The sequence below is a fragment of the Roseiterribacter gracilis genome, assembly GCA_018332375.1.
In the GTDB taxonomy this organism is placed as follows: Bacteria; Pseudomonadota; Alphaproteobacteria; order BOG-932; family Roseiterribacteraceae; genus Roseiterribacter; species Roseiterribacter gracilis.
In genome coordinates, this window is sequence record BOPV01000001.1 from 17895 (window position 1) to 35578 (window position 17684).

A 17684-nucleotide genomic window follows, 5' to 3' on the forward strand; every position below is an offset into this window, starting at 1 on the left:
CAGTCACGTTGCGCGAGGAACGAGGGGCAATGTTTGACGCTTACGTCGCGCTGGATTGGTCGGGCGCCGCCGGTCGCCGCTATGCCGGGATCGCAATCGCGGAACTTGGCGCGAATGCAGCGACGCCGCGTCTGATCCGGCCGCGCGACCGGCTGTGGTCGCGCAGTGCGGCGATCGACTGGCTCGCGGCCCGGCTGGCCGGGTCCGATCGTGTGCTGGCGGGTATCGATTGCGCCTTCTCGTTGCCGGGCAACACGCTGCCCGCCCCGTCGCTTTGGGCCGAAATCGAGCGTGCAGCGGCGGGCGCGGCCGACTTTCACGGGGCTGCCTATGCCGCCGCCGATGGGGTCGCGCCGCTCTATTGGACCAAGGGGACGATGCCGGCGGGCTGGGTCGATCGCCACCGGGCGACCGAACAGGCCTGCCTGGCCCAGGGGCTGGGCGCCCCGCAAAGCCCCTACAAGCTGATCGGCGCCAAACAGGTCGGAAAGGGCGCTTTGGCCGGAATGCGGGCGCTGCTGCATCTCAAAGCCCAGCTCGGCCAACGCATAGCGGTCTGGCCGTTCGAGTCGCTTGCGGGCGGCTCGGTCCTCGTAGAGATCTATCCGCGCCTGTTCCTTCGCCGTGTCGGCCATGGGAGTGCCAAAGTACGCACCCGCGCCGAACTGGATCGCTGCCTTGCGGCGCTGGGCTGCAGCCGTCCCACCTTTCGTACCGGTTTCGACGATCACGAAGCCGATGCGCTGGTGTCTGCGGCTGGGCTGCGGCTGCTGGCAGGCAACGCGCAAAGTTGGAAACCCACTGCCGACGCTGCCATCCTGGCGCGCGAAGGCTGGATTTTCGGAGTGTCATGAGTCTCACAACCTTGGGCGCCGTATTCGTCGGCGGTGGTCTGGGCGCCACGTTGCGCTGGATCGTTGCCGTCTCCGTCGGCGGCGGGCCGTGGGCGATCCTGCTGATCAACGTCACGGGTTCGATCGTGATGGGCGTGCTGGCCGGTCTGTTCATGCAGAAATGGCCCGCACCGATGGAGCTGCGCAGCTTTCTCACCACCGGGATTCTCGGTGGCTACACGACGTTCTCGACCTTCTCGCTCGATGCGGTGTTGCTGGTCGAACGCGGACAGTGGGGGCAGGCCGCGTTGTATGTGTTTGGTTCGGTCATCGCCGGCATCGCCGGTTGTGTGATCGCAATGAAGTTGGCTGCGTAACATGACAAAAGTTCAGACCGTCGAAATTGGCGCCGACGACGGCGACCAGCGGCTCGACCGCTGGTTCAAGCGCATGTTCCCGCAAGTGACGCAGGGGCAGCTGCAAAAGTTGCTGCGCACGGGCCAAGTGCGCGTTGACGGCAAGAAAGCCGAAGCATCGACGCGTGTCGAAGCGGGCCAGGTCGTGCGTGTGCCGCCGCTGCCCGAAGTCGACACGTCGAAGCCGCCGCCGGTCAAACGCACCTCGAAGCAAGACGAGTATCTGATCGCCGATCTGCGCAAAGCGATCCTCTACAAAGACGACGCGGTCATCGCCTTCAACAAGCCGGCCGGCGTTGCGGTGCAGGGCGGCAGCGGCACCGACACGCATATCGACGGCGTGCTCGATGCGTTCGCCGAGGGTGGCGAGCGCCCCAAGCTGGTGCATCGCATCGACAAAGACACGTCGGGTGTCTTGTTGATCGCGCGCACGACCGCGGCCGCGCGCAAACTGACGACGACGTTCCGCACGCGCGCTGCGCGCAAATATTATTGGGCGATCACGGTCGGTGTGCCCGATCCGTTGCAAGGCCGCATCGACATGGCGCTGGCCAAGCAAGCCGGCCCGCGCGGCGAACGCGTCGCGGTCGACGACGAAGAAGGCCAGCACGCAATCACGCTCTACCAGGTGATCGAGAACGCGCATCGCCGCGCCGCCTGGGTTGCGATGTGGCCGCAGACGGGCCGCACGCACCAGTTGCGCGTGCACATGGCGCATCTCGGCTGGCCGATTCTGGGCGACGGAAAATATGCGGGCCAGGAAGCCTTCATCGAAGGCGCCGAACTGGCGCGCCAACTGCACTTGCATGCGCGCCGTCTGATCATTCCGCATCCCAAAGGGCGCGGCAAAATCGACGTCACCGCGCCGCTGTCGCCGCACATGAAAAAGACCTGGGATTATTTCGGGTTCGACCGCAATGACGACGGCAATCCGTTCGACGTGATCGAAGAATGACCAAGCTCGCTTTGTTTGATTGCGACGGCACCTTGGTCGACAGCCAGGGCGGCATTATCGCCTCGATGGCGGCTGCGTTCGGGCGCGAAGGGCTGGTCGCACCGGCCGCGCACGCGGTGCGTCGCGTCGTTGGCCTGCCGCTGGAAGAAGCGATCCGCCGGCTTGCAGCATCCGACGACGACGCGCTGATCGAACGGCTCGACGATCACTATCGCGACGTGTTTTCGACCATCCGTCTCGAAGACGGGTTTCACGAACCGATGTTCGAAGGAATCGACGCAGCGGTTGCGGAACTGGACGCAGCCGGCGTGCTGCTCGGCGTTGCGACGGGCAAAGGCACGCGCGGCCTGACCATGACGTTGGAGCGCCACGGGCTGCTGCCGCGCTTTATGACCTTGCAAACATCGGATACCGCGCCGGGCAAACCGCATCCGGACATGGCGCTGCAGGCGCTGGCCGAAACCGGGGTCGAGCCGCAGGACGCGGTGATGATCGGCGACACGGTCTATGACGTCGCGATGGCAAAAGCCGCGGGACTGAAAGCGACGATTGGCGTTTCCTGGGGATATCACGAGGCGGACGAGCTTCGCGAAGCAGGCGCTGCGCGCATCGCTTCGTCTCCGCGTGAATTGCCGGCGCTGGTCGCCGAACTGTTGGACTAGGAGGCGAAAAGCGATGTCGCCATTCCGTTGGGTGTTGTTGAGCATCGCCGTGCTGTGCATCGGCGTGATCATCGGGGTCGTCTATGTCGTGCGCGCGCTCGACGTCGAACGTTGGCGCCCCAAAATCGAAGCGGGCGCCAGCGAAGCGCTCGGCCGCAAAGTCACCTTGGCCGGCCCGATTTCGATTTCGCCGTCGATGTCGCCGGGCGTCACCATCACCGACGTGCGCATCGCCAATCCCGACTGGGCCAAGTCGCCCGACCTGCTGCGTGCGCAAAGCGTGTCGCTGACCGTCGGGTTGCGCGCGCTCGCCGACCAACGGTTCGAAGTCAAATCGGTCAAGATCGAAGGCGCCGAAGTCAATCTCGAACGCAACGCCGACGGCCGCGCAAGCTGGGACGGATTGGGAAAAGCGGCCAAAGCCAGCACCGACAGCAAGCCGCCCAAGGGCGTCACGATCGAAGCGAAAGACGAAGCCAAGCTCGACATCGCATCGGTCGAACTCAAAGACTCGAAACTAACCTATCGTGTGCCAGGTCGCGAACGCGTGCTGGCGATCAAACGCGTCACCGCCTCGGCCGAAGTGAATGCGCCGGTCCATCTCGACGCCGATGCGACGGTCGACAATGCGCCGCTGCAGGTGAAGCTCGCCGGCGGCACGCTCGACGCGTTGCTGCACGATCAACCGTGGCCGGTGAAGCTCGAACTCAAACTCGACCATGCGTGGATCACGGTCGACGGCCGCGCCGACAAGCCGCTGTCAGGACAAGGGATCGGCGGCGCGCTGGCGATCGAAGCCGATCGCCTGTCGCGCTTCGATGCGTTGGCCGGCGGCAAGTTGCCGGCGGCTGGGCCGCTGTCCCTGTCGGCGCGTCTCACCACCGGTGGCGCCGGCTACACGCTGGAACAGGTGAAGGCAAAGCTGGCCGGCAACGATTTCACCGGCACCATCACCTACGATCCGAAACCGACGCCGGCCGCGGTCGCGTTGCAGATGAAGGGCGACAACATCGCCTATCACGAATTGCTGCGTGCGTTGGGCGCCAAGCCGCCGGCCGAAGGACGCGCCGACGTCAGCGCCAATCTAACCGCGCGCGGCAGCGACGCGGCGGCAATCGAACGGACGCTCGGCGGACGGTTCGACGTGGTTGCGGGTCAAGGCCAACTCGCCAACGAGTTTGTCGATCTATGGGGCGGGCAGGCGATCGTCGGCATGCTGCCGGGCGTGCCGAAAGACGCAGCGCGCCGTCTGACTTGCGCCGTCGTCGGCGCCAACTTCACCAACGGCGTCGCGCATTTCGATCGCTTCCTCGCCGACACGGCTGCGGCAACGGTTGCAGCGACCGGCACGATCGATCTGCCGAACGACCGGATCGATCTGGTGTTGCGGCCGCGCCCGCACACCAACGCGCTGGAAAAGATCGCAACGCCGGTGCGCGTCACCGGTCCGCTCGGCGCGCCGTCGGTGAAGGCCGACGAAGCGGGTTTGATCGGCACCGCGGTTGCGCTGCTGGCGAAACAGAAGAACGCGACGGCGAGTGGCGTCCCGGACGTGCAACCGATTGCGGGCCAGAATGCGTGCGTCGTGGCGCTGTCGCGCGCACCGGCGGCAGAAGCCGCGCCGCAACAGCAGCAACAACCAGCGCAGAAACCAATCGAGCAGGGCAAACAGCTTTTGCAGGATCTCGGCAAATCTCTTTTCGGCAATAAGAAATGAAACGCGTCTGGAACAAGGTCGAAACCACCAACCATACCGGCGTCACGCTGGATGGGCGGCCCGTGCGCACGCCGGGACGGCGCGCGCTTTCGCTGCCGACGCCGGCGCTGACGGATGCGGTGGCGCAGGAATGGGATTCGATGGCGAAAGGCGAGGAGGTCGATCCGACCGCCATGCCGTTGACGCAACTTGCCTCGACTGCGCTTGATCGCGTGGCGCCGCAACGCGAAGAAATCATCACCACCTTGCTGCGCTACGCCGAAACCGATCTCGTCTGTTATCGCACCGAAGAACCGCCCGAACTGGCGCAGCGCCAGCGTGCGTCGTGGCAGCCGCTGCTCGACTGGCTCGATCGGCGCTACGGCGTGCGGCTCAACGTTGCCGAGGGCGTAATTCACGCGCCGCAAGATCCTGCGATGCTCGAACGTTTGGCCGACATCGTGCGCGGCTTTGATGATTGGCGTCTGACCGCTCTACAGGCTGCGACCGCGGCCACCGGTTCGATCGTGGTTGCGCTGGCGTTGGTCGCGGGCCGGATTGGCGCGGCGCAGGCATTTTCCGTTGCCGAGCTTGATGAGAGTTTTCAGATCGAACGCTGGGGCGAAGACCCGATCGCGCGGGCACGGCGCGAAGGCGTTGCGTCGGATCTCGATGCGGCGCGCCGGTTTCTCGATCTGCTCGGCGATGCGCCCGCCGGAATCGGCCGAAGCTAACACAGTGTCAATGCGCGGGCCGCAGCGCGCCCGGGGCTGGATACGACCGTAGCTGCCCGGCATGCTGCGCCAGTGACGATGTCTCCCTCCGTACAGCTCCGGTCGACCGAGCGCAGCCGTTCGCTGCGCGCGCGCCTAGCGTTGCTGCTGGTGTTGGGTCTGCTGCCGGTCTGGTGCTTCACGCTGTTCCTGATCTGGCGCAGCGCCAGTGCCGCGCGCGCCGAGCTGGAACAGGATAGTCGCGACGTCGCGCGCCTGATCGCCAGCGTCACCGATCGCCAGCTTGCCGCGACGCGGGCGTCGCTGCGGGTGCTGGCCTCGTCCGAGATGTTGGTGCGCGGCGACTTCGCCGCCTTCCACCGTCAGGCCAAACAGATCAGCCAGCTCGACGGCACCAATTTCGTCGTCACCGATCGCACCGGGCAGCAGCTGGTCAATACGCGCGTTGCGTACGGCACCGCGCTGCCGCGGCGGTTGAGTGTGGAGTCGTCGCGCCGTGCGCTGAATGGCGACGTCTCGGTCTCCAACGTCTTCACCGGCGCGCTAACGGGCGAGCCGCGCGTGACCTTGGACGTGCCGGTGAAGATCGACGGCGAGGTCCGCTACGTGATCTCGGCGGCGATGGACTTGCCGACCTGGGCCAAGGTGTTTGAAGACGGACGACTGCCGTCGAACTGGTCGGCGGCGTTGTTCGACGGCAACGGCATCACCATCGCGCGCAGCCGCGACAATGCACGTGCAGCGGGCGAACCCGGCCGCACCGATCTGGTGCAGCGCCTGCGCCAAAATCCGTCGGGCTTGTTTCCCAACGTCAATCGCGACGGCGTTCCGGTGCTGAACGCGATCCAGAAATCCTCGCTCAGCGATTGGGTCGTCGTGGTCGGCGTGCCCGACGCGCTGATCGACGCGCCGCGCGTCCAGGCGCTGTATTTGTCGGGCCTTATCTTCGCGTTGCTGCTGGTGTTGAGCACCGGCATCACCATCTGGTCGGGTCGCCGCATCACGCGCCCGCTGGCGACCTTGCGTGACGGTGCTGCGGCGCTGGGCGAGGGGCGCGAACCGCCCTTGCCGACGCCGGGCGTGCGCGAGATCGACGAAGTGGGGATGCGCATGCGCGACGCGGCGCGCCTGATCCAGCAACATGGTGCCGAACGCGACGCTGCGACGGTCGCTTTGCGCGCGCTGAACGAAACGCTCGAAGCGCGCGTCGCCGAGCGTAGCGCCGAGCTGGAACGCTCGCAGGAACGGCGGCGTATCGCCGAACGCGCGCTGGCGGAATCGCAGAAGCTGGAAGCGATCGGCCAGATGACCGGCGGCATCGCGCATGACTTCAACAATCTGCTGACCGTGCTGATCGGCAATCTGGATCTGATCGAACGCGGCGCGTCCGATCCTGCGCGCGTGCATCGCTCGGCGCGGCTGGCGTTGGGCGCGGCCGAACGCGGCCGGCGTCTCGTCGCACAGCTTCTGGCGTTCTCGCGGCGGCAGATGCTGCAGCCCGAATTGCTGTCGGCCAATCTGCTGATCCGCGAGTTCGAACCGTTGCTGCAGCGTGCGGTCGGCGAAACCGTGACCGTAACGGTCACGACCGCGCCCGACATGCTGCCGTGCCGGGTCGATCCCACCCAGCTCGAAGCCGCACTGCTCAATCTCGCGATCAATGCGCGCGATGCGATGCCCGATGGCGGGCGGCTGCGCATCGAAACTGCGATGGCCAAGATCGACCAGCCACGCAACCTGCCCGACGGCGTGTTCGATGCCGGCACGTATGTACGCATCACCGTGCGCGATGACGGCACGGGCATGACGCCAGAAGTTGCCGCCCGCGTGTTCGAACCGTTCTTCACCACCAAGGCAATGGGTGCGGGCACCGGACTTGGCTTGAGCCAGGTCTACGGCTTCGTGCGCCAATCGGGCGGTGCGGTGGAATTGGAGACGTCGCCAGGGCACGGCACCACGGTGCATCTCTATCTGCCTGCCGAAGCGGGCGATGTACGTGACGATGCGGCCGAGGCGCCGCTCGCAGACGGACCCGATGGCGGCGTGATCCTGGTTGTCGAAGACGACGCGGCGGTCCGCGAAACCGTGGTCGACACGTTGCGTGCACGCGGCCTGACCGTGCGCACCGCGTCGGATGCAGCCGAAGCGCTGGCGATGCTGGGCGCTGGCGTCGAAGTCGATCTGCTGTTTACCGACGTCGTGATGCCGGGCGGCATGGACGGCGTACGCCTGGCTGAGCATGCGGTTGCGATGCGGCCCGGCCTGCGCGTGTTGCTGACCACGGGCTATATGCGCGACGGCGATCCGCGCGGCTGGCCGCTGCTTAAAAAGCCGTACCGGCCGAACGAGCTGATTGCAGCTTTGGAGTCGCTGCTGCAGCGATAAGCCCCTGGCGCCGTTGCGCCACCAGCACGATCGAAGCGGGCGGCGGATCGAGCTGCACCAATTCGACCGGCCAGCCGTCGCAACATTCGCGCAGCTGCAGCGTCGCGATCGCGACCGGCGTTGCGCGAAAGGCGAAGCGCACGCGAAAGGCGAAGCCGCGCAGCACGGCGACTGCCTTGCCAAGGTCGCTCGCGTCGGCGGGCTGCAACGGCAGCTCGGCATAGCCGTCAGATTCGGCCTGTCGTACGCAGGCGAGCAGGGCGCCGTAAAACGCGGCACCCTGCGTTTGCGTCAGCGGCGGCGCCACGACACAGAGCGGCGCGACTGGTCGAGCGGCCGAGCGGTTTCGTGCAGCACGACATAGAGCGCGACGCCGACCACGATCGCCTGCACGAAGGCGCGCGGCGCGTCGGCTTGGGTTGTGGCGATGACGAACCAGATCGCGGTGGCGATCACGGCGATCGGCAAGGCAGCACGGGCGAGGCGGGCGCGCATCTCAACCTCCCGGCTGCAGCCGGATGCCGGCGCCCGGATGCTGGTCGACCAGGTCGCCGGCATAGGCCAAGGCGGCCTTGCAGCTTTTGAACGATCCGCCCGATCGGCCGCCGTCGAATTCGACGCGCCACACGCCATTGTTTTGCGCGGTTACGACGACACGTTCGTTTGCCGCCACAGATGAATCAAAACGTCCCATGGTTGCCCGGTGTTTCGCGGCGCGCTCGCGTCTTGGATTCGACGGGCGCCGCCTTCATCGACAGGCCAGAGATCGGACGGCTGCGCGCAAGGCGCCATGCCGATCGCAGCGCCTGCGCATAAGCATTTCATAAATCTGCGGCGCATCTGCATGACTGGACTGCATCGTGCAAGCACCGGCCCGGTTTGCCTCGCGCCTTTATGAAATCCTTATGCGGATCGCCCGCGCGCCACCTCGATCCCTACGCCAGGCCGACCTTTGTTCGGATACGTGCCGCTTCGGTTTGCGGCTCGCCTGAATTGAGGATCCGATGCTTCGCGTTTTTCGCTGCGTGTTGCTTGCCGGCACGACGGCTTTGTTGACTGTCGCCGCTGCTGCCGAAGAAGCGCCCGACAAGAGCGGCTTCACGCTGTTCAATCCGACGCCGACCGATCTGCTGCGCGGCTTTTCGACCGACCGGCCGAACAAATCTTCGTCGCCCTACACGGTCGATGCGGGTCACTGGCAGATCGAAAGCGATCTGTTCAACGTCGCGCGCGACAGCGCCAACGGAACGGCGACGCGGCAGATCACCAGCGTCGCGCCGACGGTGAAGCTGGGCCTGACGAATGACAGCGACCTGGAAGTCGTCGTGCCGACCTACGCCTGGATCAGCACCAAGAGCGGCGGCGCCAGCACCACGGTGCGCGGCTGGACCGACGTGCAGGCGCGGGTGAAGGTCAATCTGTTCGGCAATGACGACGGCGACTACGCGCTGGCGATCGTGCCCTATGTCAAGTTTCCGTCGGGCGATACCGGCATCTCGAACAAGAAATACGAATACGGCGCCTACGCACCGTTCGGCATCAAACTCGACGATCAATGGTCGCTGGTGCTGATGGTCCAGGGCGACTCGCTGGTCAGTTCGGCCGATCCGAACAAGCGCCGTTTCAACGCGCAGACCTTCGCCAATTTCAGCTACGCCGCGTCCGACACGGTGACCCTGTCGCTCGAATATTACACGCAGCACAAATTCGGCGATCACGCGTCGACGGTGCAGACGGCCGACTTCGCCGTGGCGTGGAATCTCGGCGACGACCTGCAGCTCGACGCTGCCTGGTATGCGCCGCTCAACAAGGCGGCGCCGAACTTCAACGCCTATGTCGGCATCTCGAAGCGTTTCTGAGGGAACGATGCTGTTCGATTACATCCTCGCCGGCGCGGTCAGCGCCGGCATCACCCTGTATCTCATCTACGCGCTGATCCGGCCGGAGCGGTTCTGACATGACGATCAATGGTTGGCTGCAGATCGCACTCTTCGCTGTGCTGATCGTGCTGGTCACGCGCCCGCTGGGTGCGTGGATGCACGCCGTGTTCGAAGGCAAACGCCGGTTTCTTGGGATCCTTGAAACCGGCATCTACCGGCTTGCCGGCATCGACGAACGGCGCGAACAGCACTGGACGGCCTATGCCGCCGGCATGTTGCTGTTCAGCGCCGTGTCGATCGTCGCGCTGTATCTGTTGCAGCGGTTTCAGGCGTCGTTGCCGTTGAACCCGATGGGGCTCGGCAACAACAGCGTCGACAATTCGTTCAACACCGCGGTCAGTTTCGTCACCAACACGAACTGGCAGTCCTACACGCCCGAAACGACCATGTCGTACCTGACCCAGATGGTCGGACTGACGGTGCAGAATTTCGCGTCGGCGGCGGTCGGCATCGCGCTGGCGATCGCGTTGGCGCGCGGCTTTACCCGCCGTCAGTCGGGAACGATCGGCAATTTCTGGGTCGATCTGGTGCGCGGCACCTTGTACGTGCTGCTGCCGCTGTCGATCGTCGCGGCACTGCTGTTCGTGTGGCAGGGCGTGCCGCAGAATTTCAGCGCCTATGTCGATGCGACGACCTTGGAAGGTGCAACCCAGCAAATCGCGCAGGGTCCGGTCGCGTCGCAAGAGGCGATCAAGATGCTGGGCACCAACGGTGGCGGCTTCTTCAACACCAACTCGGCGCACCCGTACGAAAACCCGACGCCGCTGTCGAACTTGGTGCAGATGGTGCTGATCTTCTGTCTCGGCGCCGGTTTGACCAACACGTTCGGCCGCATGGTCGGCGACCAGCGCCAGGGATGGGCGATTCTGGGTGCGATGGCGGCCTTGTGGCTGGGCGGCGTTGCGCTGGCCTATTCGGCGGAGTCGGCGGGCAATCCGGCCTTCGCGCAATTCAGCGTCGATCAAAGCGCCGGCAACATGGAAGGCAAGGAGGTGCGTTTCGGCATCGCCGCGTCGGCGCTGTTCGCAACCGTGACCACCGACGCGTCGTGCGGCGCGGTCAATGCGTTCCATGACAGCTTCACGCCGTTGGGCGGGATGGTGCCGCTGATCAACATGATGCTGGGCGAGATCATCGTCGGCGGCGTCGGCGCCGGGCTCTACGGCATGTTGTTGTTCGTCGTGATCGCGATCTTCATCGCCGGCTTGATGGTCGGGCGCACGCCCGAATATGTCGGCAAGAAGATCGAAGCGCGCGAGGTCAAGATGACCATCCTCGCCATCCTGTGCCTGCCGTTGGCGATGCTCGGCTTCACCGCCATCGCGTCGGTGATTGAGCCGGGCCTGGCCGGTCTCGCCAATGCGGGTCCGCACGGTTTCACCGAGATGCTCTACGCCTACACGTCGGGTGCAGCGAACAATGGCAGCGCCTTCGCGGGCCTGTCGGCGAACACGCCTTGGTACAATTACTCGATCGGCATCGCGATGCTGATCGGCCGCTTTCTCGTCATCCTGCCGATGCTGGCCATCGCCGGTTCGCTGGCGGCGAAGAAGATCGTGCCGGCTTCGTCGGGCACGTTTCCGACGCACGGCATGCTGTTCGTGGTGCTGCTGGTCGGGACCATCCTGATCGTTGGCGGCCTGACATTTTTTCCCGCACTCGCACTCGGTCCGATCGTCGAGCATCTCGCGATGCAGGCCGGCACGCTTTACTGAGAAGGACAGGAAGATCATGGCGCCGAAGCGTCGTACCTCGCTGCTCGACCCCGCCTTGCTGGCGCCGGCCGTTGGCGGTGCATTCCAGAAACTCGATCCGCGCACACTGGCGCGCAATCCGGTGATGTTCGTCGTCGCGGTCGTGGCCGCGCTGGCGACCGTGCTGACCGTGCGCGATGCGGTTGCGGGACAAAGCATTCTGTTCCAGGCGCAGCTGGTGGTCTGGCTGTGGCTCACCGTCTTGTTCGCCAATTTTGCGGAGGCCGTCGCCGAAGGGCGCGGCAAGGCACAGGCGGCGACGTTGCGCCGGACCCGCACCGAGGCGATGGCGCGTCTCGTCGGTCGCACCGAGCAGATCCCGGCAACGCAGCTCAAACCAGGCGACTGCGTCGTCGTTGTCGCCGGCGAGCTGATTCCGTCCGACGGCGACATCATCGAAGGCGTCGCGTCGGTCGACGAAAGCGCGATCACCGGGGAATCGGCACCGGTGATCCGTGAATCAGGCGGCGACCGGTCGGCCGTCACCGGCGGCACGCGCGTTCTGTCGGACCGGATCGTCGTGCGCATCACTGCGGCGCAAGGCTCGACCTTCATCGACCGCATGATTGCGCTGGTCGAAGGGGCAGAGCGGCAGAAGACGCCCAACGAGATCGCACTGAACATTTTGCTCGCGGGCCTGACGCTGATCTTCGTGCTGGCGACGGTGACGATCCCCAGCTTCGCCGCCTATGCCGGCGGCAGCGTGCCAGTGATCGTGCTGGTGGCGCTGTTCGTGACGCTCATTCCAACCACGATCGGCGCGTTGTTGTCGGCGATCGGCATTGCGGGCATGGACCGGCTCGTGCGCTTCAACGTGCTGGCGATGAGCGGCCGCGCGGTCGAAGCAGCCGGCGACGTCGATACGCTGCTGCTCGACAAGACTGGCACGATCACGCTCGGCAATCGCGTCGCGGTCGCCTTCATTCCCGCCATCGGCGAAGGTGAAGTCGCGCTGGCCGAGGCGGCGCAGTTGGCTTCGCTGTCCGACGAAACGCCCGAAGGCCGTTCGATCGTCGTGCTAGCGAAAGAGCGGTTCGGCATGCGCGGGCGCGAGCTTGGCGGCGACACGCTGCGCTTCGTGCCCTTCACCGCGCAGACCCGCATGAGCGGCGTCGATATCGGCGAGCGCCGCATCCGCAAAGGTGCAGCCGACGCGGTCTATGGCTGGGTGCGGTCGCTGCATTCCAACTTCCGCGTGCCTGCCGACGTGGAGCAGGCGGTCAGCGACGTCGCCAAGGCCGGCGGTACGCCGCTGGTGGTCAGCGACGAAGCACGCGTGCTGGGCGTCGTGCATTTGAAAGACGTGGTCAAAGGCGGCATTCGCGACCGCTTCGCCGAATTGCGCCGCATGGGCATTCGCACCGTGATGATCACGGGCGACAATCCGCTGACCGCGGCTGCCATCGCGGCGGAATCGGGCGTCGACGATTTCCTCGCCGAGGCAACGCCCGAAGCCAAGCTGGCGCTGATCCGCAAGGAACAGGCCGAAGGAAAGCTGGTCGCCATGTGCGGCGACGGCACCAACGACGCGCCGGCGCTGGCGCAGGCCGATGTCGGCGTGGCGATGAACACCGGCACGATGGCGGCGCGCGAAGCGGGAAATATGGTCGATCTCGACAGCGACCCGACCAAGCTGATCGAGATCGTCGGCATCGGCAAACAGTTGCTCATGACGCGCGGTTCGCTGACGACGTTTTCGATCGCCAACGACGTGGCCAAGTATTTCGCGATCATCCCTGCGATGTTTGCGGCCATCTATCCGCAGTTGAACGTGCTGAACGTCATGCGGCTAGGCTCGCCCGAAAGCGCCATCCTGTCGGCGATCATCTTCAACGCGCTGATCATCGTGGCGCTGATCCCTTTGGCGCTGCGCGGCGTGCGTTACACGCCGAAAAGTGCCGCTTCGCTGCTGACGCGCAACTTGCTCGTCTATGGCGTCGGCGGCGTCGTCGTTCCGTTCATCGGCATCAAGGCGGTCGACCTCGTCGTTCGCGCGGTGGGGTTGGCGTGATGACTATGATCAACCGCCAAGACGCCAAGGACGCTAAGTTTCGCCAAGAGGTTTCCCGCGCGCGAAGCGCGTACCAAATCCTGCGGCGCAAGTTTTATTGCTCGCTGCGCTCGCGGACTCGTTCTCTTGGCGCGCCTTGGCGTACTTGGCGCCTTGGCGTTGAATCTTCCTTGTGACTCAAAGAACAGAACTATGCTGAACCAACTTCGTCCCGCCATCTTCGTCTTCGCAGTCCTGACCTTGCTCACCGGCGTCGCCTATCCTTATGCGATCACCGGCATCGCACAGCTCGCTTTCCCGTATCAGGCGGGCGGCAGTCTGGTGACGCGCGACGGCAAGGTGATCGGCGCCGAGATCATCGGGCAGAATTTCGACAGCGCGCGCTATTTTCACGGACGTCCATCGGCAACGACGGCAACCGATCCGAACGATGCGACCAAAACCGTGCCGGCGCCGTACAACGCGGCCAACAGTTCGGCGTCGAATGCGGGCCCGACCTCGAAAGCGCTGATCGAGCGCGTGCAGGACGACGTCGCCAAGCTGCAAGCGGAAAATCCGGGCGCCAAAGTGCCGGTCGACCTGGTCACGACCACCGGCAGCGGTCTCGATCCGCATGTCACGCCCGCCGGTGCGTTGTTCCAGGTACCGCGCGTCGCCAAGGCCCGCGGGCTGGACGAGGCGCGCGTGCGCCGGCTGGTCGAGGACGCGGTCGAAGGCCGCTTGTTCGGCCTGATCGGCGAACGTCGCGTCAACGTGCTGAAGCTCAATCTGGCGCTCGATGCACTGACAGGGTAGGCGAGGGTGATGAAGGACGATCGCCGCCCGTCCCCCGACGCCTTGTTGGAGCGTGCTGCGCGCGAGCGTAGCGGCAAGCTGAAAATCTATCTCGGCGCCGCGCCGGGCGTGGGCAAGACCTACGAGATGCTCGAAGACGCCTGGGCCAAACGGCGCGACGGCGTCGACGTCGTGATCGGCGTGGTCGAAACCCATGCGCGCCCCGAGACCGAGGCGCTGCTGCCCGGGCTGGAAGTGATCGAGCGGCGCGAGATCGAACATCGCGGCGTGAAGCTGCACGAGCTGGATCTCGACGCGATCCTGGCGCGGCGTCCGGCGCTGGTGCTGGTCGACGAGCTGGCCCACACCAACGCGCCCGGCAGCCGCCATCCCAAACGCTACCAGGACGTCGAAGAGCTGCTGGCTGCCGGCATCGACGTGTGGAGCTGCATGAATGTGCAGCATGTCGAAAGCCTGAACGACGTGGTGGCGTCGATCACGCGCGTGCGCGTGCGCGAAACCGTGCCGGATTCAATCCTCGATCGCGCCGACGAAATCGAGCTGGTCGATCTGCCGCCCGACGACCTGATGCAGCGTTTGCGCGAAGGCAAAGTCTATGTCGCCGATGCGGGCGGCGAGCGCGCGCTGGCCAATTTCTTCCAGCCCGGAAATCTGACCGCGCTGCGTGAACTGGCACTGCGTCGCGCTGCGCAACGCGTCGACCAGCAGATGCAAAGCTGGATGCGCGCCCACGCGGTCGAAGGGCCGTGGGCTGCGGGCGAACATGTGCTGGTCGCCTTGTCGCCCGCACGCGATCCGGCGGCGCTGGTGCGTGCGGCCAAGCTGCTGGCCGACCGGCTGCACGCATCACTGACCGCGATCCATGTCGATACGCATCGCGCAATCGGACCCAAGATGCAGGCGCGCCTCGACGAGGCGTTGCGTCTTGCGGAACGGTTGGGCGGCACCGCGTTGTCGGTGCCGGGGCAAAGCGCGGTCGACGAGATCCTCGCCTATGCGCGCGATCACAACGTGACGCAGATCGTGCTGGGCGCCTCGACGCGCGGCCGTTGGATCGAACGCGTGTTCGGCTCGACCGTGCACGAGCTGGTGCGCCGCGCCGGACCCGTCTCGGTGCATCTGATCGCCGCCGACGCAGCCGAACCCGAACGCGGCACGCGCCAGATCGAAGTCGAGCCGCCGCGTGCAACCGCCTGGGCTGCTTCGGTGCTGCTGGTTGCGGCGGCACTGGGCGTCGGGCTGGTGATCGAACATTTCACCTCGGCGCTCAACGTGTCGCTGGCCTTTCTGACCGCGGTCGTTGCCGCCGCAGCAATCGGCGGGCGCGGGCCGGCCTTGTTCGCCTGTGTGTTGTCGGTCGGTGCGTACAACTTCTTTTTCCTGCCACCGATCTACACATTCACGATCACCGAACCGGAAAACATCGTCGCGCTGTTTTTCTTCTTCATCGTTGCGGTGCTGGTGTCGAACCTATCGGCGCGGCAACGCATGCATGCGGTCTCGGCGCGGCGCCAGGCGCGCATCCAGGCCGAGCTCTATGCCTTCAGCCGTAAAATCGCTGGCGTCGTCGCACTCGACGATTTGCTGTGGACCGCCTCGGTGCAGATCGCCTCAGCGCTCGACGTGCGCGTGGTGTTTCTGTTGCCCGATCGCGACGGCCTGCGCGTTGCAGCCGGCTTCCCGCCCGAAGACACGATCGATGCAGCCGACATGGCGGCGGCGCGCTGGAGCTTCGCGCATGCACGTCCCGCCGGACGCGACGCCGACACCTTGCCGGGTGCGAAGCGGTTGTTTCTGCCGCTGATCGTCGGCGGTGCCGTGGTTGCGGTCGTCGGTATCGATCGCGATGCACCCGGGCAATTGCTGTCGCCCGATCGTCGTCGTCTGCTGGAAACGCTGCTCGATCAGACCGCGTCGGCGATCGAACGTGTCGGCTTGGCGGGCAAGGTCGAAGCAACGCGCCTTGAAGCGGAAACCGAACGGTTGCGTGCGGCGCTGCTGACCTCGATCAGCCACGATTTGCGTACGCCGCTGGTGTCGATCACCGGCGCGGTGTCGTCGCTGCGCGGCTATGGCGACAGTTACGACCCGGCCCAGCGCGACGAGCTGCTGCGCACGGTCGAAGAAGAAGCCGCACGGCTGAACCGGTTCATCTCGAACCTGCTGGCGATGACGCGGCTTGAATCGGGCACGATCGACGCGGCGCATGACGCGGTCGATCTGGAAGAGGTCGTGGGAACGGCGCTGGAGCGCGTCCGCCCGGTGCTCGATCCGTCACGGATCAGCTTTGCGCCGGAAGGGGATTTGCCTGCGGTCCGCGGCGACTATCTGTTGCTGGAGCAAGTGCTGGTCAACCTGCTCGACAATGCGGCCAAATATGCCGTGACGGACGAGCAGACCGCGCCGCTGGTGACGATCACCGCGCGCAGGGACGGAGACGTGGTGCAGATCGATCTGGCAGATAACGGGCCCGGCATTCCGGCCGCCGACCTCGAACGCGTGTTCGACAAATTCTACCGCGTGCGCGAAGGCGACCGCCGCCGCGCCGGCACCGGTCTTGGCCTTGCGATCTGCCGCGGCTTCGTCGAAGCGATGGGCGGCACGATCAAGGCGGTCGAGTCAGCCAACGGCGCACATTTCGTCGTGCGTCTTCCGGTGTCGCAATAATGTCGCCACGCCCGACCAAAGTGCTGGTCGTCGATGACGAGCCTGCCATCCGCCGCTTCTTGCGCACCAGCCTGACCGCGCAAGGCTACGACGTCGTCGAAGCCGACACGGCCGCCGGCGCGCTGGCCGAAGCGGCGCGCGAAAAGCCCGACGTGATCGTGCTGGATCTGGGCCTGCCCGACGCAGACGGGCTGGAGGTCGTGCGCAAGATCCGCGCTGAGCGCACCACGCCGATCGTGGTCCTGTCGGTGCGCGACGACGAGCGCGGCAAAGTCGAAGCGCTCGAACTTGGCGCCGACGACTACGTGGTCAAACCGTTCGGCATGGACGAGTTGATCGCGCGTTTGAAAACCGCACTGCGTCACGGGCTGCAGGCGCAGGGCACGACACCGATCTTCGAAGCAGGCGATCTGAAAGTCGATCTCGTCCATCGCCATGTCTGGACGCGCGGCGAAGAAGTGCATCTGTCGCCCAAAGAATATGACCTGCTTGCCGAACTGGTGCGGCACGCGGGCAAGGTGCTGACGCACAAACATCTGCTGCGCGCCGTCTGGGGCCCAGCCTACGACGACGCGCAGTATCTGCGTGTGTTCATGCGCCAGCTGCGCCGCAAGTTGGAAAGTGATCCGGCGCGGCCGGGGCTGATTTTGACCGAGCCGGGTGTGGGGTATCGGTTGCGGGCGCCGTAATATTCCCTGCGAAAGCAGGGATCCATTTATCCGCCGCTGCGCCTTTCCTTTGTCGCTACAACCTAACCACGTCATGCCCGGGCTTGACCCCGGCATCCACGCGATTGGTGAGTCACAAGTAGCGTGGATGCCCGCCGCAAGGGCGGG

The 17684-nt window shown here is 65.5% G+C and carries 17 protein-coding genes; 14 read left to right on the plus strand and 3 right to left on the minus strand.

Going from position 1 to position 17684, the window contains the following annotated elements; genetic code table 11:
* The first annotated feature begins 29 nt into the window (after positions 1-29).
* The 7 genes from TMPK1_RS00165 (at position 30) to TMPK1_RS00195 (ending at position 7681) form a co-directional block, all read left to right on the plus strand.
* Positions 30-854 (plus strand): hypothetical protein, encoded by an 825-nt coding sequence (locus tag TMPK1_RS00165; protein WP_420240674.1) that lies wholly within the window; start codon positions 30-32, stop codon positions 852-854.
* A complete protein-coding gene (gene crcB, locus TMPK1_RS00170) occupies positions 851-1210 on the plus strand; it encodes a fluoride efflux transporter CrcB (protein WP_420240675.1) in 360 nt (119 codons plus the stop codon). Before TMPK1_RS00165 ends, crcB begins: the two co-directional genes overlap by 4 nt.
* Position 1211: 1 nt before the next feature.
* Entirely contained in the window at positions 1212-2204 is a 993-nt protein-coding gene (locus tag TMPK1_RS00175; RefSeq protein WP_420240676.1) for an RluA family pseudouridine synthase, read from the plus strand.
* Positions 2201-2866 (plus strand): HAD-IA family hydrolase, encoded by a 666-nt coding sequence (locus TMPK1_RS00180; protein ID WP_420240677.1) that lies wholly within the window; start codon positions 2201-2203, stop codon positions 2864-2866. The genes TMPK1_RS00175 and TMPK1_RS00180 overlap by 4 nt, the downstream gene beginning before the upstream one ends.
* Before the next feature lie 13 nt (positions 2867-2879).
* On the plus strand, positions 2880-4583 hold the full coding sequence (locus tag TMPK1_RS00185; RefSeq protein WP_420240678.1) for an AsmA family protein: 1704 nt from the start codon (positions 2880-2882) through the stop codon (positions 4581-4583).
* Complete coding sequence (locus TMPK1_RS00190; RefSeq protein WP_420240679.1) at positions 4580-5296, plus strand: ATP12 family chaperone protein; 717 nt, start codon at positions 4580-4582, stop codon at positions 5294-5296. Before TMPK1_RS00185 ends, TMPK1_RS00190 begins: the two co-directional genes overlap by 4 nt.
* A gap of 78 nt (positions 5297-5374) precedes the next feature.
* Complete coding sequence (locus TMPK1_RS00195) at positions 5375-7681, plus strand: hybrid sensor histidine kinase/response regulator (protein WP_420240680.1); 2307 nt, start codon at positions 5375-5377, stop codon at positions 7679-7681.
* Here TMPK1_RS00195 and TMPK1_RS00200 read toward each other — a convergent pair.
* Genes TMPK1_RS00200 through TMPK1_RS00210 form a run of 3 tightly spaced genes read right to left on the minus strand, consistent with a single transcriptional unit; the run spans position 7620 to position 8354 of the window.
* On the minus strand, positions 7620-7988 hold the full coding sequence (locus TMPK1_RS00200; RefSeq protein ID WP_420240681.1) for a hypothetical protein: 369 nt from the start codon (positions 7986-7988) through the stop codon (positions 7620-7622). The genes TMPK1_RS00195 and TMPK1_RS00200 overlap by 62 nt on opposite strands.
* On the minus strand, positions 7973-8176 hold the full coding sequence (locus tag TMPK1_RS00205) for a hypothetical protein (protein WP_420240683.1): 204 nt from the start codon (positions 8174-8176) through the stop codon (positions 7973-7975). The genes TMPK1_RS00200 and TMPK1_RS00205 overlap by 16 nt, the downstream gene beginning before the upstream one ends.
* A gap of 1 nt (position 8177) precedes the next feature.
* On the minus strand, positions 8178-8354 hold the full coding sequence (locus tag TMPK1_RS00210) for a hypothetical protein (protein ID WP_420240684.1): 177 nt from the start codon (positions 8352-8354) through the stop codon (positions 8178-8180).
* Between the two features lie 331 nt (positions 8355-8685).
* On the opposite strand from TMPK1_RS00210, the gene TMPK1_RS00215 reads away from it, so the two are divergent.
* The 7 genes from TMPK1_RS00215 (at position 8686) to TMPK1_RS00245 (ending at position 17537) form a co-directional block, all read left to right on the plus strand.
* Entirely contained in the window at positions 8686-9540 is an 855-nt protein-coding gene (locus tag TMPK1_RS00215; protein WP_420240685.1) for a transporter, read from the plus strand.
* 7 nt (positions 9541-9547) lie between these two features.
* Positions 9548-9637 carry a K(+)-transporting ATPase subunit F gene (kdpF, locus tag TMPK1_RS00220; protein ID WP_420240686.1) on the plus strand — a complete coding sequence of 30 codons (90 nt, stop codon included), beginning with the start codon at positions 9548-9550 and terminating at the stop codon, positions 9635-9637.
* Position 9638: 1 nt separating this feature from the next.
* The gene (gene kdpA, locus TMPK1_RS00225) at positions 9639-11336 is read left to right on the plus strand and encodes a potassium-transporting ATPase subunit KdpA (RefSeq protein ID WP_420240687.1); all 1698 of its coding nucleotides are present in this window, start codon (positions 9639-9641) and stop codon (positions 11334-11336) included.
* 16 nt (positions 11337-11352) lie between these two features.
* Entirely contained in the window at positions 11353-13386 is a 2034-nt protein-coding gene (kdpB, locus tag TMPK1_RS00230) for a potassium-transporting ATPase subunit KdpB (RefSeq protein ID WP_420240688.1), read from the plus strand.
* Positions 13387-13578: 192 nt separating this feature from the next.
* Positions 13579-14181, plus strand: coding sequence for a K(+)-transporting ATPase subunit C (locus TMPK1_RS00235; protein ID WP_420240689.1), 603 nt, complete (start codon positions 13579-13581; stop codon positions 14179-14181).
* Between the two features lie 9 nt (positions 14182-14190).
* Entirely contained in the window at positions 14191-16848 is a 2658-nt protein-coding gene (locus tag TMPK1_RS00240; protein WP_420240690.1) for a sensor histidine kinase, read from the plus strand.
* The gene (locus tag TMPK1_RS00245) at positions 16848-17537 is read left to right on the plus strand and encodes a response regulator (RefSeq protein ID WP_420240691.1); all 690 of its coding nucleotides are present in this window, start codon (positions 16848-16850) and stop codon (positions 17535-17537) included. Before TMPK1_RS00240 ends, TMPK1_RS00245 begins: the two co-directional genes overlap by 1 nt.
* The last annotated feature ends 147 nt before the right edge of the window (positions 17538-17684 follow it).

Excerpts from the sequence above, each read along its gene's own strand:
- kdpF (WP_420240686.1), top strand. The coding sequence starts at position 9,548 with ATGCTGTTCGATTACATCCTCGCCGGCGCGGTCAGCGCCGGCATCACC.
- TMPK1_RS00215 (WP_420240685.1), top strand. The coding sequence starts at position 8,686 with ATGCTTCGCGTTTTTCGCTGCGTGTTGCTTGCCGGCACGACGGCTTTG.
- TMPK1_RS00195 (WP_420240680.1), top strand. The coding sequence starts at position 5,375 with ATGTCTCCCTCCGTACAGCTCCGGTCGACCGAGCGCAGCCGTTCGCTG.
- TMPK1_RS00235 (WP_420240689.1), top strand. The coding sequence starts at position 13,579 with ATGCTGAACCAACTTCGTCCCGCCATCTTCGTCTTCGCAGTCCTGACC.
- crcB (WP_420240675.1), top strand. The coding sequence starts at position 851 with ATGAGTCTCACAACCTTGGGCGCCGTATTCGTCGGCGGTGGTCTGGGC.
- TMPK1_RS00190 (WP_420240679.1), top strand. The coding sequence starts at position 4,580 with ATGAAACGCGTCTGGAACAAGGTCGAAACCACCAACCATACCGGCGTC.
- TMPK1_RS00175 (WP_420240676.1), top strand. The coding sequence starts at position 1,212 with ATGACAAAAGTTCAGACCGTCGAAATTGGCGCCGACGACGGCGACCAG.
- TMPK1_RS00205 (WP_420240683.1), bottom strand. The coding sequence starts at position 8,176 with ATGCGCGCCCGCCTCGCCCGTGCTGCCTTGCCGATCGCCGTGATCGCC.
- TMPK1_RS00165 (WP_420240674.1), top strand. The coding sequence starts at position 30 with ATGTTTGACGCTTACGTCGCGCTGGATTGGTCGGGCGCCGCCGGTCGC.
- TMPK1_RS00185 (WP_420240678.1), top strand. The coding sequence starts at position 2,880 with ATGTCGCCATTCCGTTGGGTGTTGTTGAGCATCGCCGTGCTGTGCATC.
- kdpA (WP_420240687.1), top strand. The coding sequence starts at position 9,639 with ATGACGATCAATGGTTGGCTGCAGATCGCACTCTTCGCTGTGCTGATC.
- TMPK1_RS00245 (WP_420240691.1), top strand. The coding sequence starts at position 16,848 with ATGTCGCCACGCCCGACCAAAGTGCTGGTCGTCGATGACGAGCCTGCC.
- TMPK1_RS00240 (WP_420240690.1), top strand. The coding sequence starts at position 14,191 with ATGAAGGACGATCGCCGCCCGTCCCCCGACGCCTTGTTGGAGCGTGCT.
- TMPK1_RS00180 (WP_420240677.1), top strand. The coding sequence starts at position 2,201 with ATGACCAAGCTCGCTTTGTTTGATTGCGACGGCACCTTGGTCGACAGC.
- kdpB (WP_420240688.1), top strand. The coding sequence starts at position 11,353 with ATGGCGCCGAAGCGTCGTACCTCGCTGCTCGACCCCGCCTTGCTGGCG.